At 57.1% G+C, this 25,512-nt stretch carries 28 protein-coding genes and 4 pseudogenes; 21 read left to right on the top strand and 11 right to left on the bottom strand.

The features are described 5' to 3' along the window. The first annotated feature begins 61 nt into the window (after nt 1–61). The gene (locus AC0V6Z_RS02430) at nt 62–1,240 is read left to right on the top strand and encodes a phospholipase D-like domain-containing protein (protein WP_472639818.1); all 1,179 of its coding nucleotides are present in this window, start codon (nt 62–64) and stop codon (nt 1,238–1,240) included. A gap of 24 nt (nt 1,241–1,264) precedes the next feature. Here the strand turns inward: AC0V6Z_RS02430 and AC0V6Z_RS02425 are convergent, their stop codons facing one another. Further along, nucleotides 1,265–2,773, bottom strand: coding sequence for a replicative DNA helicase (locus AC0V6Z_RS02425; RefSeq protein ID WP_472639817.1), 1,509 nt, complete (start codon nt 2,771–2,773; stop codon nt 1,265–1,267). Between the two features lie 139 nt (nt 2,774–2,912). On the opposite strand from AC0V6Z_RS02425, the pseudogene AC0V6Z_RS02420 reads away from it, so the two are divergent. The 3 genes and pseudogenes from AC0V6Z_RS02420 (at nt 2,913) to AC0V6Z_RS02410 (ending at nt 4,615) form a co-directional block, all read left to right on the top strand. Then, nucleotides 2,913–3,429 (top strand): annotated as a pseudogene (locus AC0V6Z_RS02420) (UPF0262 family protein). Between the two features lie 102 nt (nt 3,430–3,531). Then, nucleotides 3,532–4,200, top strand: coding sequence for a glycoside hydrolase family 25 protein (locus AC0V6Z_RS02415; RefSeq protein ID WP_472639816.1), 669 nt, complete (start codon nt 3,532–3,534; stop codon nt 4,198–4,200). Further along, nucleotides 4,179–4,615: pseudogene (locus AC0V6Z_RS02410) on the top strand (cytidine deaminase). The gene AC0V6Z_RS02415 and the pseudogene AC0V6Z_RS02410 overlap by 22 nt, the downstream one beginning before the upstream one ends. Nucleotides 4,616–4,625: 10 nt before the next feature. On the opposite strand, the gene AC0V6Z_RS02405 reads toward AC0V6Z_RS02410, so the two are convergent. The 3 genes from AC0V6Z_RS02405 to AC0V6Z_RS02395 form a co-directional block, all read right to left on the bottom strand. Beyond that, a complete protein-coding gene (locus AC0V6Z_RS02405; protein WP_472639815.1) occupies nt 4,626–5,315 on the bottom strand; it encodes a DUF4197 domain-containing protein in 690 nt (229 codons plus the stop codon). A 79-nt stretch (nt 5,316–5,394) separates the two neighbouring features. Beyond that, nucleotides 5,395–6,531, bottom strand: a complete 1,137-nt coding sequence (locus AC0V6Z_RS02400; RefSeq protein ID WP_472640825.1) for a M14 family metallopeptidase — start codon at nt 6,529–6,531, stop codon at nt 5,395–5,397. Nucleotides 6,532–6,539: 8 nt separating this feature from the next. Continuing rightward, entirely contained in the window at nt 6,540–7,199 is a 660-nt protein-coding gene (locus AC0V6Z_RS02395) for a DUF4136 domain-containing protein (protein WP_472639814.1), read from the bottom strand. Nucleotides 7,200–7,349: 150 nt separating this feature from the next. Between AC0V6Z_RS02395 and galE the strand changes: the two genes are divergently transcribed. From galE to AC0V6Z_RS02380, 3 genes are all read left to right on the top strand, one after another. Beyond that, entirely contained in the window at nt 7,350–8,354 is a 1,005-nt protein-coding gene (gene galE, locus AC0V6Z_RS02390) for a UDP-glucose 4-epimerase GalE (protein ID WP_472639813.1), read from the top strand. Nucleotides 8,355–8,480: 126 nt separating this feature from the next. Continuing rightward, a complete protein-coding gene (gene ykgO / locus AC0V6Z_RS02385) occupies nt 8,481–8,606 on the top strand; it encodes a type B 50S ribosomal protein L36 (RefSeq protein WP_007165381.1) in 126 nt (41 codons plus the stop codon). 101 nt (nt 8,607–8,707) lie between these two features. Continuing rightward, entirely contained in the window at nt 8,708–9,325 is a 618-nt protein-coding gene (locus tag AC0V6Z_RS02380; RefSeq protein WP_472639812.1) for an HAD family hydrolase, read from the top strand. Between the two features lie 368 nt (nt 9,326–9,693). Here AC0V6Z_RS02380 and AC0V6Z_RS02375 read toward each other — a convergent pair whose 3' ends face one another. After that, nucleotides 9,694–10,029 (bottom strand): DUF8200 family protein, encoded by a 336-nt coding sequence (locus AC0V6Z_RS02375; RefSeq protein WP_472639811.1) that lies wholly within the window; start codon nt 10,027–10,029, stop codon nt 9,694–9,696. A gap of 157 nt (nt 10,030–10,186) precedes the next feature. Between AC0V6Z_RS02375 and AC0V6Z_RS02370 the strand changes: the two genes are divergently transcribed. Beyond that, nucleotides 10,187–10,735 (top strand): winged helix-turn-helix transcriptional regulator, encoded by a 549-nt coding sequence (locus tag AC0V6Z_RS02370; protein WP_472639810.1) that lies wholly within the window; start codon nt 10,187–10,189, stop codon nt 10,733–10,735. Between the two features lie 20 nt (nt 10,736–10,755). Here AC0V6Z_RS02370 and AC0V6Z_RS02365 read toward each other — a convergent pair. The 3 genes and pseudogenes from AC0V6Z_RS02365 to AC0V6Z_RS02355 form a co-directional block, all read right to left on the bottom strand. Continuing rightward, a pseudogene (locus AC0V6Z_RS02365) lies at nt 10,756–11,538 on the bottom strand (YifB family Mg chelatase-like AAA ATPase); the annotation flags it as partial. Between the two features lie 109 nt (nt 11,539–11,647). Continuing rightward, entirely contained in the window at nt 11,648–12,418 is a 771-nt protein-coding gene (locus tag AC0V6Z_RS02360) for a hypothetical protein (protein ID WP_486176428.1), read from the bottom strand. Between the two features lie 14 nt (nt 12,419–12,432). After that, the gene (locus tag AC0V6Z_RS02355) at nt 12,433–12,657 is read right to left on the bottom strand and encodes a DUF6471 domain-containing protein (RefSeq protein ID WP_486176427.1); all 225 of its coding nucleotides are present in this window, start codon (nt 12,655–12,657) and stop codon (nt 12,433–12,435) included. A 104-nt stretch (nt 12,658–12,761) separates the two neighbouring features. On the opposite strand from AC0V6Z_RS02355, the gene AC0V6Z_RS02350 reads away from it, so the two are divergent. The 3 genes from AC0V6Z_RS02350 to AC0V6Z_RS02340 all read left to right on the top strand — a co-directional run bounded on the left by AC0V6Z_RS02350 (nt 12,762) and on the right by AC0V6Z_RS02340 (nt 14,632). Then, nucleotides 12,762–13,721 carry an IS1595 family transposase gene (locus AC0V6Z_RS02350; RefSeq protein WP_472640823.1) on the top strand — a complete coding sequence of 320 codons (960 nt, stop codon included), beginning with the start codon at nt 12,762–12,764 and terminating at the stop codon, nt 13,719–13,721. Nucleotides 13,722–13,807: 86 nt separating this feature from the next. Further along, nucleotides 13,808–14,317 (top strand): Panacea domain-containing protein, encoded by a 510-nt coding sequence (locus AC0V6Z_RS02345; protein WP_472639809.1) that lies wholly within the window; start codon nt 13,808–13,810, stop codon nt 14,315–14,317. A gap of 18 nt (nt 14,318–14,335) precedes the next feature. Beyond that, entirely contained in the window at nt 14,336–14,632 is a 297-nt protein-coding gene (locus AC0V6Z_RS02340) for a hypothetical protein (protein ID WP_472639808.1), read from the top strand. A 7-nt stretch (nt 14,633–14,639) separates the two neighbouring features. Here the strand turns inward: AC0V6Z_RS02340 and AC0V6Z_RS02335 are convergent, their stop codons facing one another. Together AC0V6Z_RS02335 and AC0V6Z_RS02330 are read right to left on the bottom strand one after the other, a co-directional pair. Further along, nucleotides 14,640–15,062 carry a hypothetical protein gene (locus AC0V6Z_RS02335; protein ID WP_472639807.1) on the bottom strand — a complete coding sequence of 141 codons (423 nt, stop codon included), beginning with the start codon at nt 15,060–15,062 and terminating at the stop codon, nt 14,640–14,642. Nucleotides 15,063–15,139: 77 nt separating this feature from the next. Then, nucleotides 15,140–15,871, bottom strand: a pseudogene (locus tag AC0V6Z_RS02330) (magnesium chelatase domain-containing protein); the annotation flags it as partial. 145 nt (nt 15,872–16,016) lie between these two features. Here AC0V6Z_RS02330 and AC0V6Z_RS02325 point away from each other — a divergent pair. The 6 genes from AC0V6Z_RS02325 to yihA all read left to right on the top strand — a co-directional run bounded on the left by AC0V6Z_RS02325 (nt 16,017) and on the right by yihA (nt 20,477). Continuing rightward, on the top strand, nt 16,017–16,976 hold the full coding sequence (locus tag AC0V6Z_RS02325; protein ID WP_472639806.1) for an alpha/beta hydrolase: 960 nt from the start codon (nt 16,017–16,019) through the stop codon (nt 16,974–16,976). 97 nt (nt 16,977–17,073) lie between these two features. Further along, nucleotides 17,074–17,208, top strand: coding sequence for a 50S ribosomal protein L34 (rpmH, locus tag AC0V6Z_RS02320; protein WP_119514694.1), 135 nt, complete (start codon nt 17,074–17,076; stop codon nt 17,206–17,208). Between the two features lie 108 nt (nt 17,209–17,316). After that, nucleotides 17,317–17,727: a ribonuclease P protein component gene (rnpA, locus tag AC0V6Z_RS02315; protein ID WP_472639805.1), complete on the top strand. Its 411-nt coding sequence runs from the start codon at nt 17,317–17,319 to the stop codon at nt 17,725–17,727. Continuing rightward, a complete protein-coding gene (yidD, locus tag AC0V6Z_RS02310) occupies nt 17,724–17,933 on the top strand; it encodes a membrane protein insertion efficiency factor YidD (protein ID WP_472639804.1) in 210 nt (69 codons plus the stop codon). Before rnpA ends, yidD begins: the two co-directional genes overlap by 4 nt. A 76-nt stretch (nt 17,934–18,009) precedes the next feature. Beyond that, entirely contained in the window at nt 18,010–19,794 is a 1,785-nt protein-coding gene (yidC, locus tag AC0V6Z_RS02305; RefSeq protein WP_472639803.1) for a membrane protein insertase YidC, read from the top strand. Next, nucleotides 19,791–20,477, top strand: a complete 687-nt coding sequence (yihA, locus tag AC0V6Z_RS02300) for a ribosome biogenesis GTP-binding protein YihA/YsxC (RefSeq protein WP_472639802.1) — start codon at nt 19,791–19,793, stop codon at nt 20,475–20,477. The genes yidC and yihA overlap by 4 nt, the downstream gene beginning before the upstream one ends. A gap of 3 nt (nt 20,478–20,480) precedes the next feature. Here the strand turns inward: yihA and AC0V6Z_RS02295 are convergent, their stop codons facing one another. Continuing rightward, complete coding sequence (locus AC0V6Z_RS02295; RefSeq protein ID WP_472639801.1) at nt 20,481–20,900, bottom strand: VOC family protein; 420 nt, start codon at nt 20,898–20,900, stop codon at nt 20,481–20,483. Between the two features lie 146 nt (nt 20,901–21,046). On the opposite strand from AC0V6Z_RS02295, the gene AC0V6Z_RS02290 reads away from it, so the two are divergent. From AC0V6Z_RS02290 to AC0V6Z_RS02275, 4 genes are all read left to right on the top strand, one after another. Then, on the top strand, nt 21,047–21,709 hold the full coding sequence (locus tag AC0V6Z_RS02290) for a glutathione S-transferase family protein (RefSeq protein WP_472639800.1): 663 nt from the start codon (nt 21,047–21,049) through the stop codon (nt 21,707–21,709). Then, on the top strand, nt 21,709–22,599 hold the full coding sequence (locus tag AC0V6Z_RS02285) for a S1/P1 nuclease (RefSeq protein ID WP_472639799.1): 891 nt from the start codon (nt 21,709–21,711) through the stop codon (nt 22,597–22,599). The genes AC0V6Z_RS02290 and AC0V6Z_RS02285 overlap by 1 nt, the downstream gene beginning before the upstream one ends. 62 nt (nt 22,600–22,661) lie before the next feature. After that, nucleotides 22,662–23,801, top strand: coding sequence for a succinyl-diaminopimelate desuccinylase (gene dapE / locus AC0V6Z_RS02280; protein WP_472639798.1), 1,140 nt, complete (start codon nt 22,662–22,664; stop codon nt 23,799–23,801). A 16-nt stretch (nt 23,802–23,817) separates the two neighbouring features. Next, nucleotides 23,818–25,065 carry a dicarboxylate/amino acid:cation symporter gene (locus AC0V6Z_RS02275; RefSeq protein WP_472639797.1) on the top strand — a complete coding sequence of 416 codons (1,248 nt, stop codon included), beginning with the start codon at nt 23,818–23,820 and terminating at the stop codon, nt 25,063–25,065. The last annotated feature ends 447 nt before the right edge of the window (nt 25,066–25,512 follow it).

Below are 25,512 nucleotides of genomic sequence, written 5' to 3'. Positions count from 1 at the left end.
GGGCCGGTCTGAGTCAAGAAATGCGAGCTTTCTGCGGTTCGCGGACTAAGAGGGTGATCCTATGCAACCTGCGCCCAATCCTGCCGAAACGCCAACGAGCGATTACAGCGATTCAGATAGTTTCCAGATGGAAGCTCAGGGCCACATGTTTACGTTCTACCCCAGAGGTTCAGACAGACTTGCCGCCTTGCTCGGTCATATTGACGAAGCGGAACGCTCTCTGGAGGTTTTTTATTACCTCTTTCAAGATGATGCCTCAGGCACAAAAGTGCGCGATGCGATGGTTAGGGCGGCTGAGCGCGGGGTAAAGGTTCACCTGATCGTGGATGCCTTTGGCAGCGATGCCCCGCCCGATTTCTTCGAACCATTGGAAAGAGCCGGAGGACGTTTCTCCATCTTCTCTCCGCGTTGGGGTGTGCGATACCTTATTCGCAACCATCAAAAATTCGCGATCGCCGACGGCGCGCGGGTGATGACGGGTGGCTCCAACGTCTCTGACCACTATTATGACCCTCCAGAGAAGAACGGCTGGTGCGATCTTGGCGTGGCAATTGAAGGCCCCGTTGTTGGCCGATTTGGCGAATGGTTTGGTAGTATCTGTAGCTGGGTGGAAAGCGAAGGGGCACAGTTCCGCCGAATTCGCAAAATGGTGCGAGATTGGGATCCCGGCGACGAGCAGGTGCAGCTCGTACTTGGCGGGCCGGTCGTGCGTGCGCAGAATTGGGCGTATCGGCTGAAGAAAGACTTGGCGAAGGCCACAAGGCTGGATTTCGTGACTGCCTATTTCTCTCCGCCGCTTAGCATTCGGCGTCAAATGGCCCGCGTCGCAAAGCACGGTGATGTGCGAATGATTACGGCGGGAAAGTCGGACATTATGGCGACGATCGAAGCGGCGAGATTGCTGTACAATCGCTTTCTCAAAGCGGGCGTTCGCATCTTCGAATTTCGCCCGTGCAAACTGCACATGAAACTGCTCGTCGTGGATGCGATCAGCTATTTTGGCAGCGCAAATTTGGACCGCCCGTCTGTGCGGATCAATCTGGAGCTGATGGTGCGGGTGGAAGATGAAGCACTGGCTGAGCGCTTGCGTGAATTCATGGATCACTTGGAGAGCGCGAGCACGCCGATCACGCCGGAGTGGTACAGCGAAAACGCCACCTTCTTCACGCGCCTGCGCTGGCGATTGTGGTTCTATTTCGGATTGGCGGATGCCTGGGCTGCACGCAGGCTCAATTCCTAACCACGTCGGTCTTTCGCCTCAATATCACTCGTATCCGTAATCCGAATAATCCTTCAGATTTGGCGAGGTAAACTTGGTGAACTCGCTTTGGAAATGCAGCGGGACCATACCGGTCGAGCCGTGACGCTGCTTCGCAACGTTGACCGCAGCCTTGTTCTTGACCTGCTCGTAAGATTCTTCCCAGGCGCGGTATTTCTCAACCGCTTCTGGAGTGCTCGCCTCGGTCGGGAAATCGGGCCTGGTAGCCTCCAGATAATAATCGTCGCGATAGACGAACCAGACCATGTCGGCATCTTGCTCAATCGAGCCCGATTCGCGCAAGTCAGAGAGCATCGGGCGTTTGTCTTCGCGCTGCTCAACCGCACGGCTGAGCTGCGAGAGCGCGATCACTGGGACACTTAGTTCCTTCGCGAGCGTCTTTAGACCGCGGCTGATCTCAGAGATTTCGTTGACCCGGTTGTCATTGGCGCGGCCCGAACCTTGCAGCAGCTGCAAATAGTCGACTACGATCAGGCCGATGTCATGACGCCGCTTCATCCGCCGTGCGCGCGTCCGCAAGGCCCCAATGGTGAGAGCAGGCGTGTCGTCAATGTAGAGGGGCAGTTCGGCAAGGCGCTGGCTGGCGAAGGACAATTTCTGGAAGTCCTCCCGACTCATTTTACCGCTGCGCAAAGCCTCAGAACTGATCTCCGCTTGCTCGGCGAGGATACGCGTAGCGAGCTGGTCGGCGCTCATCTCAAGGCTGAAGAAGGCCGCCGGTGCGCCATAGTTGAACTCGCCGCCGTCCTGCTCCCAATTCAAATGGGCTTCGGCGCAATTGAAGGCGATATTGGTGGCAAGCGATGTCTTGCCCATGCCCGGGCGTCCAGCGAGGATGATAAGGTCGGATGCGTGCAGGCCCGATGTCTTGCGATCAATCGAGTCCAGGCCCGTCGTCTTTCCCGATAGCCCGCCGCCTGAATTCATCGCGGCCTCGGCCATCTTGATCGCGGTGAGGGCCGCGTCGCGGAAGGTCGAGGCTTCGCTCCCCGTCGCCGCGCCCTCGGCAACTTTGAACAAGTCGGCTTCCGCTTGGGAAATCCGGTCCATCGGATCGACTTCTTCACTGGTATCCAGCGCGCCTTCCACAAGGCCTCGGCCCACGCTGACAAGCTCCCGCAGCAGAGCGAGATCGTAGATTTGCTGAGCCAATTCGCGCGGGGCGAGCAGGCCTGCGCCGTTCGCGGTCAGCTGAGCCAAATAGCTCGTGCCGCCCAGCTCTTTCAGCGCCTCATCACTCTCAAAATACGGGCGCAGTGTGACCGGGCTGGCGGTCGCATTGCGCTCAATCAAAGTGAGGATGCGAGTGTATATCCGGTCGTGCAAAGGCTCGAAGAAATGATCTGGGCGCAATGGCGTCTGCAATTCCTCAATCACCCGGTTGTCGATCAGTACTGCACCCAGAAACGCCGCTTCCGCCTCAAGGTTAGAAGGCAGCTTGCGAGCATTGTCGGTTTGAGAATCGATGGGGAGAAGAATTTCAGGTTCGGCCATGCGCGTCTCTTGCGCAGCGGATGGGAAATGGCGCAAGGGCAAATGGCGGCAAATTCGCCTCACTTGGCTGTGGATAGCGGGGATGGTTGATCGAAGTGCTTGAACTGTCCCGATACGATCTGCGAAGGCGATGCTTGTAATGGTCACGCCAAGCGAATCTTCTGCGAGCCAATCGGGCAATTATCGCATCACGCATGTTGCGCTGGATGAGGAGACGATCCTCTGGCGCAATGCAGATGTTGAGCAGGAGCGGCGCGTCGCGATTTATGACCTGATCGAGGAAAACAGCTTTAAGCCATTGCGCAGTGCAGAGCGCGGTTCAGATGGGCCTTACCGGTTGCAATTGTCGGTGCGTGATGGCTAAGCTCGCGATGGATATCAGCGATACAGACGAAACGCTGCTTGAAAGTCTGGTGATTGGCCTGGCGCGCTTTCGCCGTCCGATTAGAGAATATTTTGCCATTTGCGATAGCTATTATCAGGCCATTCGCAAGGCGACGCCGTCAGAGATTGAGACGATCGATATGGCGCGGCGCGGTATTCATAATGATGCTGCAGAACTCTTGCTTGAACGCTTGGAAGGCAAAGTGGAAACCGATTTCGCCACGGCCCGGCGATTGTTCACGCTGATCTGCGTTTTGCATATCAAAGGCTGAAGGCAGGGCAGGGCACAAGACGTGGTAAGCAGTCGTTCCAAGACCAAGGCCAAACGGCAACGCCCCGCGCGCACGGGGAAACCTCGCCGTGGGCGCTTGCTGGTGTACGCAGCTTCCAGCTTCGCGTTGCTGGCGATCGTCTATGCTGCTTGGTTTTGGTGGGACATGCGCAGTTGGCGGCCTGATGAGGCGGTCTTTCCAGAGCAGGGCGCAGTGGTCGCCAGTGGAGCAAAGAACGTCCGGTTTGAAACGCTCAAGGCGCTGGGCGGACAATTCGTCTATCTTGATTTGGGCGATCCGATTGCGCGGCCTGATCCTGAGTTTGCGAAGCACTTAAGTGCGGCCGAGCGCAGCGGGATGAAGGTCGGAATGCTGCATGTGTTCAACCCGTGTCAACGTGCAGACCCGCAATCGGCCCGCTTTACTCGCATGGTTCCGCGCAGCGCCGACCTGCTGCCGCCAGCGATTGCCTTATCAATGGTGGCTGACACCTGCGAAGACGCGATCAGCGATGCAGCGGTCGAAAGTGAGTTGATGACTTTAATCAATCAGATCGAAATGCATGCGGGCAAGCCAGTGGTGCTAAAAATCAGCCGCGAGTTTGAAGAACGCCATTCGGTGGCTGGCAATATTGAGCGCGACCTTTGGCTGGAGCGTGACCGCGCAAAACCGGCCTATGCCGGGCGGCCTTGGCTGCTATGGAGCGCTAACAGCCAATTGGTCAGTGAAGCGGCAAAGGAGCCGATAGAATGGGTGGTCATCCAGAATTGAATGTCGGCGAACTGGTGGCTGCTGCGCGCGAAGCGGCTGAGCATTCCTACTCGCCATATTCCAATTATTCAGTTGGGGCTGCGCTGTTGTTTGACGACGGGACGGTCGTGACCGGTACCAATGTTGAGAATGCAAGCTACGGTCTCGCGCTGTGTGCGGAGACGATCGCAGTGTCCAAGGCGATGGCTGATGGCCTAGGCGCGGCGGGCTGATAGCGGCGGCTGTTACTGGGCCGCATAATAGCGATGACGGGCTGCCAATCACGCCGTGCGGGCGGTGCCGTCAGGTGCTGAATGAGCTCGCGCAATTGGGCGGGACCGACCCGGAGATTTTGTGCGTCGGCGCGGATGAGATCCGTCGCGTCGCCCTCTCACAGCTGCTCCCGCACGCATTTGGGCCTACACATCTGGCTTAGGATCAGGGCCCTAATTGCCGAAAATGTCACCCAAGGCCTTGCCAACATCACCAAGCGGGTTTTTGCGGAAAGCGCGCTCTTCGTTGCCGATGTAAGAGAAGATTCCGTCGAGTCCCTGATCGGTCACGCTGCTGTTGATCCGTTCACGATTGAGCCCGGCCGCGCTGATAAAGCGGTGCTGGCTCGATAGCTTTTCAAACTCACCATAAACGCCCAGCTCTTCCAGCGCGCTGTCGACCAGCGGAGAGAGCTTGCCTTGCAGCGTGTCATTTGCGCTGCTGCGCAGATAGCGTGTGCCGCCATCACCTTTCGAAATGATGCCTGGCGCATCGGTGATCGAGAGATCGCCAATTGCATCGCGAAAGATTGGCTTGGCTTCGCCTGCCGCGATGCCGGCAGCATCATTGATCCGGCGAGTGACACCATCAAGAATCCCGAGCTTTCGCCCTGCACCCAGGATTGAGCCGAGCAGTCCGCCGCGCTTCTTGCCGATGATGGGCAGGCCAATGCGAATGGCCTCATCGCCGTAAAAGGCACCGGGCTGCGCGAGCTGGTCGAGAGCGCTGTCGCTGGCCTTGCCCAGCAATGAGGTCAGACTTAGCCCTTGGGCATATGCAGGGGCAGGGAGCATTGCCGCAATGCCGAGCGCCCCTGTTCCAAGCAGAATGTCGCGGCGATTCCAGTTCAAATTTGCGGCCATTGTCTCATCCCCTTTTTATGCAATATGCTTGATAGTAGCACATCGCGGGCTGCGAGCAGACTGAACCGGATGTAAAATCCTATTGCGGCTCATCCAACCATTCTAGCAGTGCAGCTAGGCAGTCTCGGGCGAGCAGCTTACAGCGCTCTGGTGACCACCCTTGCTCTGGCTCTGGCGCATCGGCCAAATCCTTATAGGGCATTTCCAAAGTCATGGCGGTGCAGCCGAAACGTTCCGCAACCAAATTGGTGCTGATCCCGAGATTGGCCTTGCCAGCGGGGGCTTTTGGATAGCCGAGCTTTGTTTGAAAGTCTGGCGTTCGCCGGTCCAAAATGCGTTGATAGCGGTAGAACTCCTCGCCTTGCTCGTCGGTCCAGGATGGAATGCCTTCAAAGCCTGCCAGAAACACGGCGGGGATCGCCTCATCGCCGTGTGCGTCAATTGCAAAGTCGACGCCGGTCGCGTCCATATGATTGCGGATCGCGAGGACCTCGGGCGATTTCTCGGCGCTCGGCTCGTTCCATTCGCGGTTCAAATTGACGCCAACTGCATTCGTGCGCAGATGGCCGCGGCGTGATCCATCCGGATTGCAATTGGGCACAATGTGTAGGCGGCATTTGCGGCGCAATGCCCGCGCGACCGGATCAGTCGGATCGGTCAGACATTCCAGTACGCCCTCCATCCACCATTCTGCCTGTGTTTCACCGGGATGCTGGCGCGCATAGAGCCAGACGGAACGTTCACCTTCGCCCATTTCAAGGCAATCGATCGGTTGGCCATCTAGAGTGGTGCCAAGGCGTAGGAGGTCTACACCTTCGCTAGCGGCGGCCTCTGATACTAGGTCATGATGCCGTTCCATGGAGTAGGGCGCGAAATAGGCGAACCAAGCGATATTACCAGACGGGACATAGCTGATGGTTAGCGTGCCATTGGCCTCGCTTTTGTCAAAGCTGCTGGCCGCGCGCGCCCAGAATTCGCGATCCTCGGACACGCAGGCGTTATAATCAGGCCAGCCGCCTGTAAACGCGCTATCATTAAGGTCAGTGATCTTCAGCGTTAGCTCTTCGTCGGCTGCGCAAGTGACCCGGAAATGGAACCACTGAGCAAACTCCGACATGTGGTCCTTGCGCAGGGCCAGTTTGGCGGTGTTTCCGGAGACGGAGAGAACTTGGATATTGCCGCTGTCAAACTCGGCATCAATGGCAATGTCATTCACTATTTTTGTCACTCACTCGTCTCAATATCTTGCAATTCAATCGTTACGGTGTCGCCATTGCCCCCTGGGAAATCACGAAACAAGGCTTTTGCTAAAATTGGTGCGCTTGAGGCTGCCTGATCTTCAGGTGTGTCCTGCGACACTTCGATTTGAGCGCGCCCTTCCCACAGGTTACCTGGAGATGATGTTCGGGCGCTGGCGGGCCGCAATGTGACAGCCAGCTCAGTGCCGATACGTGCGCGGTTGCTGCCGCCGCCCAGATTGATCCCAATCCCTAGTCCAACGCCGGAGCCAAACGATCCAGTCCGGCCTCCGACCCCGACACTAACGGGCCCGCCGTCTTGGCGCTCGCTCTGCGCTTCAAAACGTTCGAGCGAAATGCTGGCGATAGCGTTTGCTTCGTTGCGCGGTCCCTCGCGGTAGCCAAGCGCCATCAGCTCTGCTGCCACCGCGGCCTTATATGGAGCGAGTTCAAGGTCTGCATTGCTCTCGTCAGGCGCGCTTTCGACAAACACAATGCCCTGGCCAATTTGGCCAAGCGTGTCTTGCTGATGGAACCGAGTTACCGAAACAGGGCTGGGCGGCGGAACGGTGGCGCAGGCGCCTAGTGCGGTGGTGGCAACCAATGCGATGAGCATTGCTGCTTGTTTCCTAATGGATTGAGCCATGTCGACCTCCTTTAAATATGTGCGACGTTTGATCGCGTAATCCCGTTTCAGCGGCGCACTGTTTGGACCCATTGGCGCGATTGTGCAAAACTGCGTTTCTTTCGATGAGCCATCTACGCTTTTGCACATGTAGCTTGCTAAGACCTTCCTATGACCGAATTTTCTAAAGTCCCAGTTTTAGTAACAGGCGGTGCCGGTTACATTGGCAGCCATGCGGTGCTTGCGCTTAAAGATGCAGGCTGGCCAGTTGCGGTGATCGACAATCTCACAACCGGCTTTCGTTTTGCGATTCCCGATGGGGTTCCGCTTTACGAGGGCGACATTGAGGATGGGGAGTTGCTGGCGCGCATATTTGCCGAGCAGGGAACGGGCGCGATCATGCATTTTGCGGGTTCGATAATCGTTCCTGAGAGCGTCGAAAATCCGTTGAAATATTATCATAACAACACCGCGAAGAGCCGGGCGTTGATTGAGGCTGCGACCAAGGCAGGCGTGCCGCATTTCATTTTCTCGTCTACCGCCGCGACCTACGGGGTACCAGAAACATCGCCTGTGACCGAGGACACGCCGCGCAATCCGATCAATCCCTATGGCTGGTCAAAACTGATGACCGAGCAAATGCTGGGGGACGTATCGGCGGCGCATGATCTCAACTACTGCGCGCTGCGCTATTTCAATGTCGCGGGCGCTGATCCTGAGGCGCGCAGTGGGCAATCAACCGCTGGGGCAACGCATCTTATCAAGGTCGCGGTTGAGGCAGCGCTGGGCAAACGCGAATCGGTGAGCGTGTTTGGCACGGATTATGACACCACCGATGGCACGGGGGTGCGCGATTATATCCATGTCAGCGATCTGGCGGCGGCGCATGTGCTGGCGCTTGAGGCACTTATTGAGCAGCCCAAACGCTCCCTCACGATGAACTGCGGATATGGCCGCGGTTTCTCGGTTCTTGAGGTGCTGGACGCGGTTGATCGCGTGACGAATCGCCCGATTAACCGCGTGCTTCAAGGGCGCCGCGCTGGCGATCCCGATTCGCTCGTCTCTGACCCAAAGCGGATTCAGTCCACTTTGCCGTGGCAGCCCAAGCACGCTGACCTCGACACGATTATCACCCATGCGCTGGCGTGGGAGCGAAAGCTGTCAGATCTGCGCTAGGTCGTATGGCGTATGAATTTACGGCCTAGATTGCTTGACCTTGGCGGTCTCTGGCGCTAATGGCCGCTCAACAAATTCCGCGCGTCGGGGCTATCTCCGGCGCGCTTACCTTTTGGAAGACAGACAATGAAAATCCGCAACAGCCTGAAGTCGCTGAAAAACCGCCACCGCGATTGCCGAGTGATTCGTCGTCGCGGCCGCACTTATGTGATCAACAAGACCAATCGCCGTTTCAAGGCGCGTCAGGGCTAATCAGTCCTGTTATGGCCAATTGTCCAAGAGGCAATTGAGCAACCGCACCGGCCCGCCTCCGCAATGGAGAGCGGGCCGTTGCCGTATTTGGAGCATTCCCAATGAGTAAGTCACCGGCTGCGGTCGTGTTTGATGTGGGGCGCGTGCTGTTCCACTGGCAGCTTCGGGCTCTTTTCGAAAAGCTGATCGAGGACCCTGAAGAGCTCGACTGGTTCCTCGCCAATGTCGTGACCGAAGAGTGGCATTTCCAGCATGATCGCGGTTGCCCGCTGGGTGACATGGTTCCCGAACGCATTGCAATGTTCCCAAAATATGAGACGCATCTCAATGCCTACACCACACGTTTTAACGAGACCGTGCCCGGCCCCGTCGAGGGGACGCACGATATCGTCAAGCGACTGCATGCCGATGGCGTGCCGCTGTATTGCTTGACCAATTTTGGGCATGAATTCTGGAACATGTTCCGCCCCGAACATCCGATCTTTGACCTGTTTGAAGATATCATCGTGTCAGGCACAGAGAAGGTCGCAAAGCCTGATCCGCGCATTTACGAGCTTGTCGAGGAGCGAAGTGGTCTTGGGCCTCAAGAGCTGTTCTTCACCGATGATAATGCTGCGAATATTGAGGCGGCACAGGCTCGCGGTTGGTCGGCGCATTTGTTCACCGATGCGCAAAATCTAGAAGCGCAATTGCGCTCCTCTGGCTTCTTGGCAGGCTAGGCCCTGTTGACCAACTCCCTCGGGATCACGGTTTGAAGCAAAATTCGCCTTTCACAAGGCGCGATCACGCGGGAAGTGCGGCGCACTTTCAAGTGATTGCAACGCAGTGAGGGTGAATTTTGGTCAAACCCCTAATGGGGCGATACAAGAAACGGCCAGCTAAGCGTCGTTCGTCCTTGAATATGCAACAGCATGTCCGTCGTCCTCACTCCTCTAGTTGGCCGTTTCTTGTATCGCCGTGACCCGATGGAGTTGGTCAACAGGGCCTACAATAAAAGACCCCCGGCGCCGGTTGGGGAAGCGCCGAGGGCCATCATTCATCGTCCGAGTTGGAGAGCTTCGGACGAGAGGAGGTCTTTTAGGTCGACTTACTTGCCGTTGCACTTGGCCAGCTTGTCTGCTGCCAGCTCTTCACCCTTGGCGGTAAAACTCACGATCTCACCGAATTCACGTGAGAGGCCGCGGCAGATGCGAAGTGGGCGTGAAGGACCTTTGTTCGCGACACACGTGGTACCTTTGCATGACCAAGCGACGCCGGATGCGACAGTGCGGCTGTCATCTGCGGGCTGAGCAAGAGTTACGGTGTAGTAAGGGCCGCTTTTCGCCATCGCGGGCGCCGTTGCCACACCGAATGTCAGGCCAGTGTAAACTAATGCCATTGCGAAAACCGATAGGCGGCTGAAACGTGAAAGGGAGAAGGTCATCGTTCATTCCTTGTTTGAGGCGTTAAATCAGTTGCAATTCAGAACCAGTTGCGAATCACTACCTAAGCGATTAGGTTTTGAGTTGCAACTAAAAACTGAAATCTTTTTGCGTCATCTGAAAATCGCGCTAAAAAGGTTTCAGGGAGAGGACTGAATTATGGGCGATATCCGCGAGCCATTGCGTGAACTAACCGAGTGCGGCTTACCGCAAGCACTTGAAGTTATGGGCGAACGCTGGTCATTTATGATTCTGCGGGCGAGCTTTAACGGGCTGCACCATTTCGAGGAGTTCCTCAGTGAACTCGGCATTGCGCGCAATATTCTGTCCAACAGGCTGGCGAAACTGGTCGAACATGGGATCCTGAAAAGAGAGCCATGCGCCGATGACCGCCGCAAGATTGAATACCGGCTGACGCCCAAAGGCTTCGATTTGCTCCCTGCGATGCTTGCGCTTCGCCAATGGGGCCAGAAATACGGTGTCGAGGTGGAGGAAAGCCCCGTGCTTGTCGATGAGCAGGACCGCCTGCCGATTGGTCCGGTGTCAATCCTCGCTCATGACGGACGCATTTTGACGCATGAAGACCTGTGGCTGGTTGCGCGCGAAAACCTCGGCAAACGCTCCGATGGTTCTATCGCGTCGGCAGAGGGCGATCTTACGCGCGGCGATGTGGTTGATCTGGCCGCCGCCAAGCGCGCGGCGGGTTAATCCTGAGGCTTGCCTGTTTTCTACATGCGCGCGGGTTGGTGGCGATAGCTAAGCGCCTCGGCGATATGCGCACGTCCAACAGTCTCCGCTCCTGAGAGATCAGCGATTGTCCGCGCGACCCGGAGCATTCTGGTATATCCGCGCGCTGACAGGCGCAGCTTCTCCGCCGCCTGCATCAGCAATTGCCGACCGTGATCATCGGGCGAGGCATAATGTTCCAGCTTCTCGCCATCGAGTTCCGCATTGGAGCGAACGCCGCGTCCCTCCTGAACCCGGCGAGCTGCTACGACTCTTTGCGCCACGGCTTCACTGCCTTCGCTCGCTGGCGGCAGGGCCATATCCATTGCGCTGACCGCGACCACTTCAACATGCAGGTCGATCCGGTCCAGCAAGGGGCCGCTGATGCGCGCTTGGTATTCGGTGGCGCAGCGCGGCCCGCGCGCGCAAACATGGCCCGGTTCGCCGGCATGGCCGCAGCGGCAGGGGTTCATGGCGGCTATCAATTGCACTCTGGCCGGAAAGGTAACGTGCGCATTGGCGCGGGCGACGTCGACATGGCCCGTCTCCAGCGGCTGTCTGAGGGAATCGAGCACTGGACGTTGAAATTCCGGCAGTTCGTCGAGGAACAGCACGCCGAGATGCGCCAGGCTGACCTCGCCAGGGCGGACTTTCAGGCCGCCTCCGGTCAAGGCGGCCATGCTGGCTGAGTGATGCGGTGCGCGGAAGGGCCGTGACCGGCTGATCCGTCCGCTGTCGAGCAATCCGGCGACCGATTGCACCATCGACACCTCCAGCGCCTCCGGCATTATGTAGCAGACGCACCAAACCGATGACGGTTGCCTTCACACATGAGGGCAGGTGCACTGCAAACGATGCCGCTCCAATAAGGAGTACGCTTCGATGTTTCTGAAATTATTTTTGGCGGCTGCGATTCAGTTTATCGCCCCATTCCTTCCATTCGCTGAAGTCGAAGCCGAAGATGGGGGTTATAGCGCCAGTGAGGCGTTCAAGAGATATGGTGACTGTGCTGACTTGGTAGCCGAGGACATTGTCCCTAAACAGTACAGCAGACACTACATTCACCAAAACCTTGTCAGGAAGGCGGATGGGGCTGGATTTATAGGTCTTTCCCGGCTCCACAGCTATACCTTGAGGATGACTCACGTTCGTCATCGGGGCGGAGATCACTTTACCCTCTCCGGGATCGAAAGCCACATCGCACATGGCGACAAAGGCAGGGCTTCGCCCGATATTGCGGTAAACAATGCAAAGGCCCTCATCTCCGACCAGTTCAATTCCACCCGCAAGCATGGAACTTTCCGCTTGGACGTAAGCATCAACGCTGCGACGATTTTGACGCAAATCCCTAACAAGCGCGATCAAAGCACCTCCAGCCAGCGCAGTTTGAAGAATTACCGCACAGAACATCCAAAAAGCGAACGTCGCCATGGACTCTTGGGCGGCGAGATCGCGCTGTTCGCGTTCTTGGGATGCCTTGGGCTTTGGGTTGGCTATCGAGCGCTCGACAATGCCGGGGATGCCAGAAGCGTCGGCCAAACCATTCTTTGGGGAGTGGCTTGGGTTTGTCTGACTGCCGCTGGCAGCTTCTGTTTGATAGTAGTTTTTATTGGGAGCGTATAGCGAGCCAAAGAAAGCCCCGGCCCCCAATGAAACGAAGACCAAAGCGGCTAGGGCACCTATAAGCGCAAGTCTGTAACCCCGATTGCTGTCAGACATTGAACAAGAAACACCGCTGTAAATTTACCCCGGCTGATCTTGTTCCTGATATTCGGCTCAGAGTCCATAACGCCTATGTCAGCGAGCTTACCGACTAGTTGTGCGTACGTGATCCCACGGCGGCTCAATTCCGCCTTGAGCATTCCCTTTACCTTGTCTTCCCATTCTTTGTCTTGAACCGGCATGTTCACTCCTATGATGCTGCATGTCATCATAGGCGATACATTTGTCGTTGACAACAGTGCGTAATGCCACTATATAAAGTGCATACATACTGGAAACAATGACAATGGCACAACACTTTCTCCTCTCCGCTAAAGCTCGGACCCTCTCACTGGCGAAGGTCTTTCGCATGGGCGAGGATGCTGCTTACGGATTGTTCTGTGAGATGCGTTGGCCTGAAACCGATGGTGAGGCGATCTGCCCGCGCTGCGGCTGTGCTGATAACTATTTCCTCAAGAGCCGCCGCAAATACAAATGCTCGGCCTGCTATCACCAGTTCAGCGTTACCAGCGGAACGATCTTTGCCTCGCGCAAGCTGTCATTCACCGATCTGCTCGCGGCAATCGTGCTGTTCGTGAACGGCGCTAAAGGCATGTCTGCCCTACAAGCGAGCCGCGATCTGGACGTGCAATACAAGACCGCATTCGTGCTGTTTCATAAGCTGCGCGAGGCGATGCAACGTGAGTTCGCAGAAACCAAGCTCAACGGCGTTGTCGAGATCGATGGCGGCTATTTTGGCGGCTATGTGAAGCCTGCAAACAAGAAAGCCGACCGCAAAGACCTGCGCCTCAAAATGAACCGCTCAGGCAAGCGCAAATGTGTGGTCATCATGCGTGAGCGCCGTGGCCGGTCATTGCCGTTCGTGGTCGCCAATGAAGGCGATGCAGTTCCGTTCGTTCGCGATCATGTTGGAACGCTCGCCACGATCCATGCCGATGAGGGCACGGGCTGGGACGCTCTGCACTCTGGCTGGGATGCCCACCGCGTCAATCACAGCGTCCAATTCATGGACAAGGGCGTTTGCACCAACCAAGCCGAAAGCTACTTCTCACGCCTGCGCCGGATGGAAGTCGGGACGCACCACCATATCGCAGGCCGTTATCTCAAGGCATATGCTGGTGAAGCGGCATGGCGTGAAGACAACCGCCGGATTGATAACGGGTCACAGGCGATGACGCTGACGGGGGCGGCTATGTCTAGCCGCCAGAGCCGGGATTGGACTGGGTACTGGCAGAGGGCTGCATAACTCATTGATTTAGGAGTCATATTTTAACATTATTAATCAATAGCTTATTTATTGACCTCGCCGTCAACTTGTGTCAATATAATTCTATGGCTCAGGTTCAATTTAATCGGGACAAGATGCGTGCAGTTATCCTGCACGTCTGTCATGCTTGTGACCCTGCTGATCTTGGGGCCGTGAAACTCCACAAGGTTTTATATTTCCTTGATATGCTGATGTATGCCCATTTGCGGCAGGTTGTGGTCGGGGCAACTTACAGAAAGCGCCCGAACGGCCCTATGGCAGACCAGCTACTCGCGCAGTTACGCGATATGACTACTGCTGGTGACATAAGGGTCGATCAAGTCAACTATCACGGTTTCTTGAAAAAGGAATATCACGCTCTTGTGGCGAAACCCGAGAACGTCCTCAATGAAACTGAGTCGAATTTTCTTGACGATATAATCGATTTTGTTTGCCGTAAGCATACTGCTCGTAGCATCAGCGAATACAGTCACAGTATGCCTTGGGATATGGCAGAGATGGGGGGGAAATTCCCTATCATTCTGCTACGTTACTTCTGTCGACGGAGCCTTCGCCAGAGGCATTCGAGGCGGTAGAAAAAGGAATAGACGAAATTGAAACTGAGAGATCGACAGGAAACCCCATGGGTATGTCGAAACTCTCAGATTTTCGAAGCCGCATATTGGCAGCGTCTGGGCAATCTTGATCAGCTTGGCGTCTTAGAAATCCTGCAAAATTTCGAGGATATGGCCAAGCGTGATCCGCGCATGATAGGCGTGCCCCATCCCAGACTTGACGGCATTTGGATTTACGAAAGCCCAAGTCTCGCACGCCTCCCGCCATTTGTAATTTCTTATTCAATCGATGATGCAAGCGGCAACGTGACACTGTGGAATTGTCATTTAGTCTAACGACCAACTACCCCACCACACTCCAAAGCAAATAGTTCCCCGGCCCCTCGCTGTGCACCACACGCCCCTTGTCGCGCTGGTGCCGCAGGGCAGCGCCTACACGCCGTGTCATAAGGTTGAGCAACTTCTGGTCTTCCACGTCCAGAGCGCGCTCTAGGATCATCTGGGCGGCTATCTCGCGGGTGGTTAGCTTATCATGCGATTGGCGCAGGATGGTCAGCACCAGACGGCTCATTTGACCGCGTGAGGCCCAATCCTCTGGCGGGCGGAACATCTTGGGCCGGATAGCTTCAACCTGCATGTCTGGCGCGACCACTCGCAGCGCATCATCGATGGCGGCAAGGTCTTTGACCAGATTGCACAGCGCCTCGTGTGTGCTGGCTATCTCGCCTGCTAGCTCTGCCCTGCGCTTTACAAGGCCGTTTATCATATAGTCTGTCATTGCCTGCGATACATAGCGCATTGTCTGTGGTGGTATCAGTCACTATCTTGGTGCGGATGCTACATAATGCCGAGCGCCTCGCTCGGTGTAAGTTCTGGTAAAATGCCGGGTAGGCAGGATGCGAGCAGGCTCTTGCCCGATCCCGGCGGCCCCATCATCAGCATATTGTGCCCGCCGCTGGCGGCGATCTCGAGCGCGCGCTTGGCGGTTTCTTGACCCTTAACTTGTTTCAGGTCTGCGCCAATCGGCTTTTCCTCTATCGCACCCCGCTCTGGCTCTGCCAGGGTCTGCGTGCCTTTGAGATGATTGAGCAGGCTGACCAGATCCTTAGCCGCCAATACCGGTATTCCGCTGGCCCATTTTGCCTCGGGGCCTTGCTCTGCCGGGCAGATTAAACCGATTTCATTTTCACTCGCATGCAGTGCGGCCAGCAATGCGCCCGGCGTGGCGACAATTCGGCCGTCAAGTGAGAGCTCTCCAACGGCCAGCCAGTCCCCCAATTGCTCTGCATCGGTCACGCCCATCGCCGCGAGCAGCGCGAGCGCAATTGGCAAATCATAGTGCGAGCCGTCCTTTGGCAGATCGGCGGGAGACAGATTTATGGTGATCCGCTTCGGGGGCAGGGCTAGACCCATCGCAGCCAGTGCGGCCTGCACTCGCTCTCGGCTTTCGCTGACGGCTTTATCTGGCAATCCGACCACGGTGAAGCGCGGCAAGCCGGACGCGACTTGGCATTGCACCTCTACGCCGCGCGCCTCGAGCCCGAGATAAGCGACCGTTTTGACCAGCGCGACCAAAGAGTAACCCCCTAATAACTATAGTGCGATAGCCACCCAAAACTCATTCATTCGCACTATTCGATTGCATAGGTGCAATTCCTAAACGTCTTGGCAAGCATAAAACTTCGCCATTCCTAAAATATGTCGATTCTAAAGATTAGGGATGCAACATGTTACTCGCCTGCTCATCGCTATTTTCAGCTTACTTGCATTGCCAAGTGTTGCCGCTGCGCAAGAATTTGCAGCATCGCGGTCAGTCGCGGTGGAACGTTGGGTGGAAGAATGGGACCCTGCGGCTCAGCGCTGGGTGCGTCTGCAGTCTTCAGCCGCTGCGCCCGCTAGTTTCCAGTCGGTTTCGGCAGGCAGCAGCGCAGTTATTACCGAATACACTTATGTGGAACCGCAAGCCGACGCGATGACGGCCCGCTATGCTGCGCCGCAGCCGGCTGCTGCGCGGCCAGCGAAAGCGGCATTGGCGCAATATGGTCCGTTCCAAGTTCTTGATGAGAGCCGTGCCGCTGTGGTTGGATCAACCAACCGGATGAGCCCGCAATACTTCAACGCGATGTTGCGCGATTTTCCAGGTCTTAAGCACCTTGAAATGATCGAGGCTCCGGGCACCAGCGATGACATTGCCAACCTTGCCGTGGGCCGCGCCATTCGCGCCGCTGGCATCTCCACCCATGTTCCCGACGGCGGCTCTGTGCGCTCTGGCGCGGTTGAGCTGTTCCTGGCGGGCAAGACCCGCACTATGGAAGACGGCGCCGAGTTTGCGGTGCATTCCTGGCTCGACAACCATGGTCGTCAACCACAAGACTTTGCTCCGGACGCGCCGGAAAACCGTCTCTATCTCGACTACTACACTGAGATGGGTATGAGCGATGTGCGCGCGCGCGACTTTTACGCAATGACCAATTCTGTGCCGCATCAAAGCGCCAAATGGCTCGGCGCGGACGAAATGCGCACGTGGCTGCGCCCCGAGCGTCCTGCACGTGCTCCAAAGGTTGAGCGCCAGCGTCAGATTGATCTGAACTTTATCATGATGCCGACCATCAAACTGGCATTCAACGATATCGCTCATGTTGAGCTCGCAATGCTTGACTCAGGGTACGCTTTCCCATAATTGCGCGCTCGTAATGCGGTCGCCAGCAGGCGGCCCTTTTTATTCGCGCGGCAATAAAGATTAGCATATTGCTGAGCACACTGATTTCGAGGACGATATGAAGCGGACATTCCAACCAAGCAATCTCGTGCGCGCCCGCCGCCACGGTTTCTTCGCTCGCAAAGCAACGCCAGGTGGCCGCAAGGTTCTGCGCGCTCGCCGCAAGCGTGGCCGCAAGACCCTTTGCGCGTAAATTAGACTGTCGGCGTCCCTGCTGGGACGCGCAGTTTTTGCTAACGACTGAGACGTCGTATGCTGCGGGCTCCCATTGGGGGCCCGTTCTGCGTATAGCAGCACCTTAATGGCTCAAGTTCTTACAAAGCGGTCTGACTTTTTGGCGGCGAATCGCGGTTTGCGTGTGGCGCGGCCCGGATTTGTCTTGCTCACCCGTCCCAATGGCGGTTTGGGTCAGCGCTATGGCATTACCGTCACCAAAAAGATCGGCAATGCCGTGGTTCGCAACCGAATGAAGCGCCGGTTCCGCGAAATACTGCGCGCGGCTTTGCCTCAGTTTGGCCTGCCGGATCATGATCATGTGCTGATTGGCCGAGCAGGCGGCGTGGAGCGCGACTTTGACGCGCTGGGTCAAGAGCTTGAGCATGCACTGGAGCGCGCCAAGGCGGGGAAGGGCGATCCGGCCCGTGGACGCAGGCCGCGGCGCGGCAAGCGCCAAATTCCCAGCCAGAAGATCTGTGGTTCGACTCCGTCATGAAGCACGTTCTGATCTTTATCGCCAAGTTGTGGCAATGGGGGCCAAGCCGGATTTTGCCGCCGACATGCCGTTATGCGCCGTCGTGTTCGCAATATGCGATCCAAGCCTTGGGGAAATATGGCGCGATCAAGGGTGGATGGCTGGCGACGAAGCGGCTAATGCGCTGCCATCCGTGGGGCGGGCATGGATATGATCCCGTCCCTTGAGTTCGCATTTTTGACTGTCATACCTATATAACACGCCTGCTGCCAAATCGGGCAAACACACAAACAGGATTTACTCTTGGACAATCAGCGTAATTTGTTGCTGGCCGTAGCGCTTTCAGGTCTGCTTATTCTCGGTTGGGATGTGGCCATGCGCCAGTTCTATCCGGATGCCGCGATCACGGCGTCGACCGAAGAGGTTGACCCAGCGGCGGCTGCGAGCGCGGGCGATGTCCCGGGAACCAGCGTCGTTGCAGCGGACTTGCCCAGCGGCGTGACGCCTGCGGCGGGGCCAGTTGATCTGGATGCAGCCTTGGAAAACCCGCTACGGGTGGCGATTGATGCGCCGCGCCTGGCTGGTTCAATCAACCTTGTTGGCGCGCGGATTGATGACATTGTCCTAAAGGATCATCGCCAGACGATTGACGATGACAGCGGCCCAGTGCGGCTGTTCGCACCGGATCGCACCGACAACCAGTATTTTGCTGAGTTTGGCTTTCTCGCTAATGCTGAGCGGCTGGGCCCGGATGTCGTCTGGACTGCCGACGCGGAGAGGCTGACCGTAGATACGCCGGTCACGCTAACACACACGGCCGCCGATGGACTGACCTATTCGATCAAGCTTTCGATTGATGACAACTACATGCTGGAGGCGGTGCAAACCGTATCCAATGCTGGCGAAGCTGCGGCGGTGGTTCAGCCATTCTCGCTGATCAACCGCACGAGCGCCAATGCCTCGGCAGACGAATTTATTGTCCATGCGGGCCCAGTCGGTGTGTTTGGCGGCACGATCGACGAAGAATACGCGTATGATGACCTCGACGAGGTCCCCAGCTACACCCCTGAGGGGAAAGCCAATTGGCTTGGCTTTACAGATCGCTACTGGCTTTCCGCACTTGTCCCGGGCGAGGGAAACTTCGAAACCAACTTCCGTGCACTAGGCGGAGAGATTTACCGCAGCGATCTGATCTATGATGCTGTCACCCTGCCTGCCGGGCAATCCATTGAGCAAACAACGCAGCTGTTCGTGGGTGCCAAAGAGAGTGCGGTGCTGGATTCATATGAGGAGAGCGGGATCGATGACTTCGGTCTGGCGATTTCATGGGGTTGGTTCTGGTTCCTTGAGAAACCGCTCCTGCTGCTGCTCAAGACTCTGTTCGATTTCGTTGGCAATTTCGGTGTCGCGATTGTCCTGCTCACTGTGATCATTCGCGGATTGCTATTCCCGATCGCGCAAAAGCAGTTCGCCAGCATGGCCGCGATGAAGGCGGTTCAGCCTAAGATGAAGGCGATCCAGGACCGTTATAAGGACGACAAGCAGAAGCAGCAGCAAGAGATTATGAAGCTGTACAAGGATGAGAAGGTCAATCCGCTCGCCGGTTGTTTGCCGCTGCTGATTCAGATTCCGATCTTCTTTGCGCTCTACAAGGTTCTGATCCTGGCGATTGAAATGCGGCACGAGCCGCTCGTTGATTTCTGGATTAAGGATCTGTCCGCACCAGATCCCTGGACAATCCTCAACCTGTTCGGCCTTCTGCCATTCGAAGTGACCGGTTTCCTGGGTATTGGCGTGCTCGCTGTGCTGCTTGGTGTGACCATGTGGCTCACGTTTAAGCTGAACCCATCGGCAATGGACCCGATGCAGCAGCAAATCTTTAACTTCATGCCGTGGATTTTGATGTTCGTGATGGCGCCGTTTGCGGCCGGTCTGCTGCTTTACTGGGTAACGTCGAACATCCTCACGCTGGCTCAGCAAAGCTACCTCTATTCGAAGCACCCGCAATTGCGCGCTGCTGCGGAGAAGGAAAAGGCCGAGAAGGAGCGCAGCAAAGCGCTTGAGGACCAGTCAAAGGGCGAGGCGTGACCCCAGAAAAAGAGCAGCAAGAGCAAGAGGAGCGGGCGCAGAAATTTCGTGAGCGCGCCGCTTCCAAGCTCTTCTCCGGGCGGGTCGACTTCCTGTTGTCCGCGCCCCAGCTCAAATTCCTGCCCGAGCCGACGGTGCCGGAAATCGCCTTTTGCGGGCGTTCCAATGTCGGCAAGAGCTCGCTTTTGAATGCGCTAACCGGGCGTCGCTCAATCGCGCGCACTTCGGTTACGCCGGGCCGGACGCAGGAGCTAAATGTTTTCGAGGTGGGTGAGCCGACCCAGTTCCGGCTCGTCGACATGCCGGGCTATGGCTTTGCCAAGGCGCCGCCCAAAGTGGTCGAGACGTGGAAGAAGCTTGTCCGTCAATATTTGCGTGGACGGCCCGTTCTTGCTCGCAATCTTGTGCTCGTCGACTGCCGCCATGGCCTGAAAGATGTTGACCGCGAAATGATGACCATGCTCGACGAGGCAGCCGTCGGCTATCGCGTGGTGCTGACCAAGGCGGATAAGATCAAAGCCAGCGAGCTAGCCAAAACGGCAGAGGCGGTTTCCGCTGAGGCGCGCAAACATGTGGCTGCCTTTCCTGAACTGCATATCACCAGCAGCGAGAAGGGCATGGGTATTGCGGAGCTTCGTGCAGCCGTGTTGCTGGACGCTATGGGTGAGAGTTACTTCACCTAAAGATTACTTCGTAAACAGCTGATCGGGATCGGCGAAAGCCTTCATCTCGATCGCATTGCCGGAAGGGTCGCGAAAAAACATCGTCGCTTGCTCCCCGGTTTCGCCTTTGAAGCGCACCGTTGGCTCGATCACGAACGTTGTGCCCGCGTCTTTCAGCCGCTCCGCCAACGCTTCCCAGGCGAGCATATCCAAGACCAATCCGAAATGCGGCACCGGTACGCCGTGACCATCGACAGGATTGCTCGCGCTATCGCCAGCCGCACCCGGTGCCAGATGCGCAACAATCTGATGACCATGGAAATCAAAGTCGATCCATTCGTCGCTGCTGCGGCCCTCTGCGCACCCCAGGACGCCTCCGTAAAAAGAACGCGCGGCGGCAAGATCATCAACCGGGAAGGCGAGGTGGAATGGTGGTGTAGCCATGTCTGGGCGAAGAGCCTTTTTGTGATTGGATGCCAAGAAGTAACCCGTTCAGCCTCGACAGCGAAACACTGAATATCTAGGGCATCGCAAAGCGAGGCGGATAATTGCCTCAAACCTCTAAGCCCCGCAAGATGGAGCAAGCCGTCATGAAGCTGATTATCGGCAATAAGAATTATTCCAGCTGGTCGCTGCGCGGCTGGCTGGCGGCGAAGCAATCTGGGCTGTCATTTGAAGAATTGACGGTGCCGATCCTCGGCGAAGGCTGGGAAGAGCAAAAGCAAGGTATGGGCGAGATGCAACCCTCGCACGGCAAGGTTCCGATCCTGTGGGATGATGACAAGGTCATTTGGGATAGCCTCGCGATCATGGAATATCTCGCCGACAAAGTTGGGCGCGACCGTTTCTGGCCAAAGGATGAGAGTGCGCGCGGGATGGCCCGCGCCATGGTGGCTGAGATGCACTCGTCCTATGCCGCGCTGCGCAAAGACCTGCCGATGAATGTCCGCCGCAAGGTTAAGTTGGAAGACGTCTCGGAAGAAGCTCGCCAAGATATTGTGCGTATCCTGACTCTATGGGCGGAGGCGCGCTCGCGGTACGGCAGCAGCGGGCCATTTCTGTTCGGAACCTTTGGTGCTGCGGACATCTTCTATGCGCCGGTCGTCTCACGCTTCATCACTTACGGCATTGGCGTTCCCGGCTTTGCAGAGGCCTATATGCAAGCCTTGTGGGAACACGCCTGGATGCAGGAATGGATCGGAGCCTCTGAAGAAGAGCAATGGGTGATTGAACAGTACGAGACGATCGGCTGATGCGTGCCTTCGCAAGGCTGTGGCTGTGCGCCTTGGCAATCATGCTCGCTGCACCAAACCCCGCTTTCGCTTGGGGTTTTTATGCGCACGGCAAGACTGCTGAGATCGGCGAGGCAAATATCTCGCCCAGGGCACGCGCTGAGATAGCGCGATTGCTGCGCTCGGAGGCGCTGCTTGGCACGCCGGAATGCTCGCTTTCCACGTTAGAAGAGGCCTCTGTCTGGCCGGACTGCGTCCGTCGGACTCGCTGGCGCTGGGGCTACACCGCCGCCTGGCATTACCGCACGACACCGATTTGCGAGGCTTACAATCCGCGCGCCAATTGCTCTGGCGGGAATTGCGTCACCGCCCAGATTGAGCGCAGCCACCGCATCCTCGCCGACGAAAGCCTGCCGGATCATATCCGCTTGGAAGCGCTGGCCTTCATGGTCCATTTCGCGGGCGACATTCATATGCCGCTGCACTCGGGCGATAAGGATGATCGCGGCGGCAATGACCGAGAGGCGGACTATGGGATCGTCCCCAGTCTCAATCTGCATTGGATCTGGGATGGTCCCCTGGCGGAGCGCGCGATCACCAGTGGTGAGCGACCTGTTGTTCGGTCCTACAGCGCAGCAGAACGCAGCGAACTGGGCGGCGGATCACCGGCGGATTGGGGCCAGGAAAGCTGGAAGATTGCCCGCGATTTCGTCTATCCGACCGCCTTTGACACGCAGGATGTTTGCGGAGGCCAGCTGCCAAACAAGACCGCCCTCAGCCAAGAGGACATCGTCAAAGGCGTGCCGATCGCGCGGCGGCGCGTCCAGCAGGCTGGCATCCGCATTGCCGAGCTGCTCGAAAGCGCTTTTGCCCCAGGACCATTGCCGGAATCGGAGCGGCGCGGGCGATAATCGGCGCACCAGTGCGAAAAGCGGGTTTGGCGAAGTCACACACCCTGCTAAGCCTAGCGACGATGACCACAGTTCTTGAGATTGCGCAGCGACTTATCGCAGCGCCCAGCGTTACGCCAGCGACCGGCACGGTGTTCGATGCGATGGAGGCGATGCTGGCCCCGCACGGCTTTGCGGTGCATCGTTTCACGCGCGGCGACGGCCCAGAGGGCAGCGATGAAGCAGCGGTTGAGAACCTGTTCGCGATACGCAAGGGGCCTGAAGGTTCCAAGCATTTCGCCTTTGCAGGCCATCTGGACGTGGTCCCTCCCGGTGAGGGCTGGACCAGCGCTCCGTTCGAGCCGGAGATCAGAGGTGATCTGCTGTATGGCCGCGGCGCGGTCGATATGAAGGGCGCGATCGCCGCCATGATCGCTGCCATTGCCGATGTGCCAGCGGATGCGGGCACGATCAGCTTTATCATCACAGGTGATGAAGAAGGCCCCGCGCTGCACGGTACGCGCGCGCTGATCGACTATATGCGCGAGCAGGACATTCAGCCTGATCTGTGCCTTGTGGGTGAGCCGACCAGCGTTAACAGGCTCGGTGATATGATGAAGATCGGACGGCGCGGCTCCGTCAATATCTGGTTGAGCGTTGAAGGCACCCAGGGCCACGTCGCCTATCCGCATTTGGCTGATAATCCTCTACCCAAGCTCGTGGCGATGCTTGCCGAGCTTGATGCGCTTACTTTGGATACGGGAACCGATTGGTTCCAACCGTCCAATCTGGAAATCACCGATCTGACTGTCGGGAACAAGGCGCACAATGTGATCCCGGCAAAGGCGGAGGCGCGCATTTCGATCCGTTTCAACGATTTGCACAGCGGCGCCAGCCTGTCTGACAGGGTCAGCTCCATCGCCGAAAACCACGGCGGGGCAGCACGGCCGATCATTTCGGGCGAGCCATTTCTGACCGAGCCAGGGGCATTTTCGCAGATGATCGCCGATGCGGTTGAGGCGGAAACCGGCATCGTGCCAGAGGCATCAACTAGCGGGGGCACGTCGGACGCGCGTTTCCTGCGCAATGTCTGTCCAGTGATTGAATTTGGGCTTTGCAACGCAACCATGCATAAGCGCGATGAAGCGGTAGCCATTGCTGATTTGGATGCGCTGGCCCGGATATATACGAATGTGGCCTTGGCCGCTCTAAAACACGACTAAACGCGGGAGCGCAGATGTGCTGAAGGCTTGGTTCAATATTCCCTTGTGGCAACGCGTTATCGGGGCGCTCATTCTGGGCATTGCTCTCGGCCTCTACTGGGGGCCGGAAGCAGAGAGTATCAAGTGGATCGGCGACTTCTTCATCAAGTCGATCAAGATGCTGGTCGTCCCACTGATCTTCTTCAGCCTCGTCGCGGGTGTCGCGGCCATCGGCGATCTGCGGAAGCTTGGCGCGGTTGGTGGGCGCGCTATTATTCTGTTTGTGGTGAGCGGACAGATCGCTGTCTGGTTGGGTTTGGCTCTTGGAACCGCCGCTGTGAATTTGGGGCTTTTCCCGAGCAAGGAAGAGCTTGGCACGCCCGAAGTTCCGACGCCTGAACCCAACGAAACCACTGCCGTCGATATGGTGCTCTCCGTCGTCCCTGAAAGCCCGGTTCAGGTGATGGCGGATGTCGCTGTGCTTCCACTCATCGTATTCTCCCTCCTGATCGGGATCGGCATTCTGATGGCCGGGCGCGACGGCGAGCCGGTGCAGAAGATTTTCGATAGCGGCGCGATTGTGATGCAAAAGGTCACGATGATCGTGATGGAGCTGACCCCGTTTGGCGTGTTTGCTCTGATGGCTTGGGTCGCGGGTACGCTCGGCGTGGATGCCCTGAAGGCTCTGAGTTGGCTTGTCGTGCTCAACTATCTGGGCTGCTTCCTGATCATTGGCGTCATGTATTCGGCGATGATCAAACTGATCGCGAAACTGCCGATCATCGATTTCTTCCGCGGGATCGTGGACGCGGTAGCGGTGAGCTATTCCACGGCCAGCTCCAATGCGACGCTGCCCGTCACTTTGCGCTGCGCAGAGCGAAACTTGGGCATTCCCAATTCCATCGCCGCGTTCGTGATCAGCCTTGGCGCGACAATCAATATGAACGGCACGGCGATGTATCTCGGCCTGGCGACCCTGTTCGGCGCTTCGATCTTTGGTGTGGATCTCAGCTGGGGTCAGTATTTCCTCATCTCAATCCTCGCGACGCTCGGCGCGATTGGCGCAGCGGGCATTCCGGGCGCAGGCCTCATAATGATGGCGCTGGTGTTTGGCGCTGTGGGAGTGCCGTTGGAGACCATCGCCTTTGTGGCCGGTGTTGACCGGATCATGGATATGATGCGGACCACCACCAATGTGAGCGGCGATGCAGCCGTAGCGACCACAGTGGCGAGCCTGCTGGACGAGATCGACCGCGAGGAAATGATCAGCGCGGATGATGTTTAATCCGTTCGTCCCGTGGGTTCCCTTTTAGCTCATTCTTACACGGTAGCCCGCTCTGCGCAGCTCGCTCAAGAATGCACGCCAATAAGGCTGCCAAGGCTCAAGATCGTCAGTGTAGCATGTACGCTCGACCATCAATATTGCAGCCTTTTGGCCCGGCTCCCATTTAGCGCTAATACTAACACTTACCTTGGGGCTTTGCATTCCGAGTGTGCGACTTGTTTCGCGTCCTCTTCTGGAAGTACCGACTCCCCAAGTTAACAATCCAATTCGCGCTGCAGTCCATTCGAAGCGCCGGTCTAGCATGTTAATATCGTCGGTCGGGAGAGAGACTATTGCCTTGCCCTTGACACCTGCGCGATCAGGATCACTGCAGATTAGTGAAGTGCCTGATGCGCTAGTGGCAAAGCATAGTGGTAAAACGGCGATCAGTATGTGACGTGCCTGCAT

The organism is Erythrobacter sp. SN6-5, assembly GCF_057364945.1.
This window is presented reverse-complemented; position numbering and strand designations above follow the sequence as displayed.

Bases quoted from the DNA above. Each gene is read 5' to 3' on its own strand.
- AC0V6Z_RS02380 (WP_472639812.1), top strand. From the start codon at position 8,708: ATGAGTAAGTCACCGGCTGCGGTCGTGTTTGATGTGGGGCGCGTGCTG.
- AC0V6Z_RS02375 (WP_472639811.1), bottom strand. From the start codon at position 10,029: ATGACCTTCTCCCTTTCACGTTTCAGCCGCCTATCGGTTTTCGCAATG.
- AC0V6Z_RS02355 (WP_486176427.1), bottom strand. From the start codon at position 12,657: ATGCCGGTTCAAGACAAAGAATGGGAAGACAAGGTAAAGGGAATGCTC.
- dapE (WP_472639798.1), top strand. From the start codon at position 22,662: ATGACCACAGTTCTTGAGATTGCGCAGCGACTTATCGCAGCGCCCAGC.
- rpmH (WP_119514694.1), top strand. From the start codon at position 17,074: ATGAAGCGGACATTCCAACCAAGCAATCTCGTGCGCGCCCGCCGCCAC.
- AC0V6Z_RS02345 (WP_472639809.1), top strand. From the start codon at position 13,808: ATGGCTCAGGTTCAATTTAATCGGGACAAGATGCGTGCAGTTATCCTG.
- AC0V6Z_RS02290 (WP_472639800.1), top strand. From the start codon at position 21,047: ATGAAGCTGATTATCGGCAATAAGAATTATTCCAGCTGGTCGCTGCGC.
- AC0V6Z_RS02350 (WP_472640823.1), top strand. From the start codon at position 12,762: ATGGCACAACACTTTCTCCTCTCCGCTAAAGCTCGGACCCTCTCACTG.
- AC0V6Z_RS02325 (WP_472639806.1), top strand. From the start codon at position 16,017: ATGCAACATGTTACTCGCCTGCTCATCGCTATTTTCAGCTTACTTGCA.
- yidD (WP_472639804.1), top strand. From the start codon at position 17,724: ATGAAGCACGTTCTGATCTTTATCGCCAAGTTGTGGCAATGGGGGCCA.
- AC0V6Z_RS02395 (WP_472639814.1), bottom strand. From the start codon at position 7,199: ATGGCTCAATCCATTAGGAAACAAGCAGCAATGCTCATCGCATTGGTT.
- AC0V6Z_RS02425 (WP_472639817.1), bottom strand. From the start codon at position 2,773: ATGGCCGAACCTGAAATTCTTCTCCCCATCGATTCTCAAACCGACAAT.
- AC0V6Z_RS02370 (WP_472639810.1), top strand. From the start codon at position 10,187: ATGGGCGATATCCGCGAGCCATTGCGTGAACTAACCGAGTGCGGCTTA.
- galE (WP_472639813.1), top strand. From the start codon at position 7,350: ATGACCGAATTTTCTAAAGTCCCAGTTTTAGTAACAGGCGGTGCCGGT.
- AC0V6Z_RS02335 (WP_472639807.1), bottom strand. From the start codon at position 15,062: ATGATAAACGGCCTTGTAAAGCGCAGGGCAGAGCTAGCAGGCGAGATA.
- AC0V6Z_RS02285 (WP_472639799.1), top strand. From the start codon at position 21,709: ATGCGTGCCTTCGCAAGGCTGTGGCTGTGCGCCTTGGCAATCATGCTC.
- ykgO (WP_007165381.1), top strand. From the start codon at position 8,481: ATGAAAATCCGCAACAGCCTGAAGTCGCTGAAAAACCGCCACCGCGAT.
- AC0V6Z_RS02295 (WP_472639801.1), bottom strand. From the start codon at position 20,900: ATGGCTACACCACCATTCCACCTCGCCTTCCCGGTTGATGATCTTGCC.
- AC0V6Z_RS02405 (WP_472639815.1), bottom strand. From the start codon at position 5,315: ATGGCCGCAAATTTGAACTGGAATCGCCGCGACATTCTGCTTGGAACA.
- rnpA (WP_472639805.1), top strand. From the start codon at position 17,317: ATGGCTCAAGTTCTTACAAAGCGGTCTGACTTTTTGGCGGCGAATCGC.
- AC0V6Z_RS02430 (WP_472639818.1), top strand. From the start codon at position 62: ATGCAACCTGCGCCCAATCCTGCCGAAACGCCAACGAGCGATTACAGC.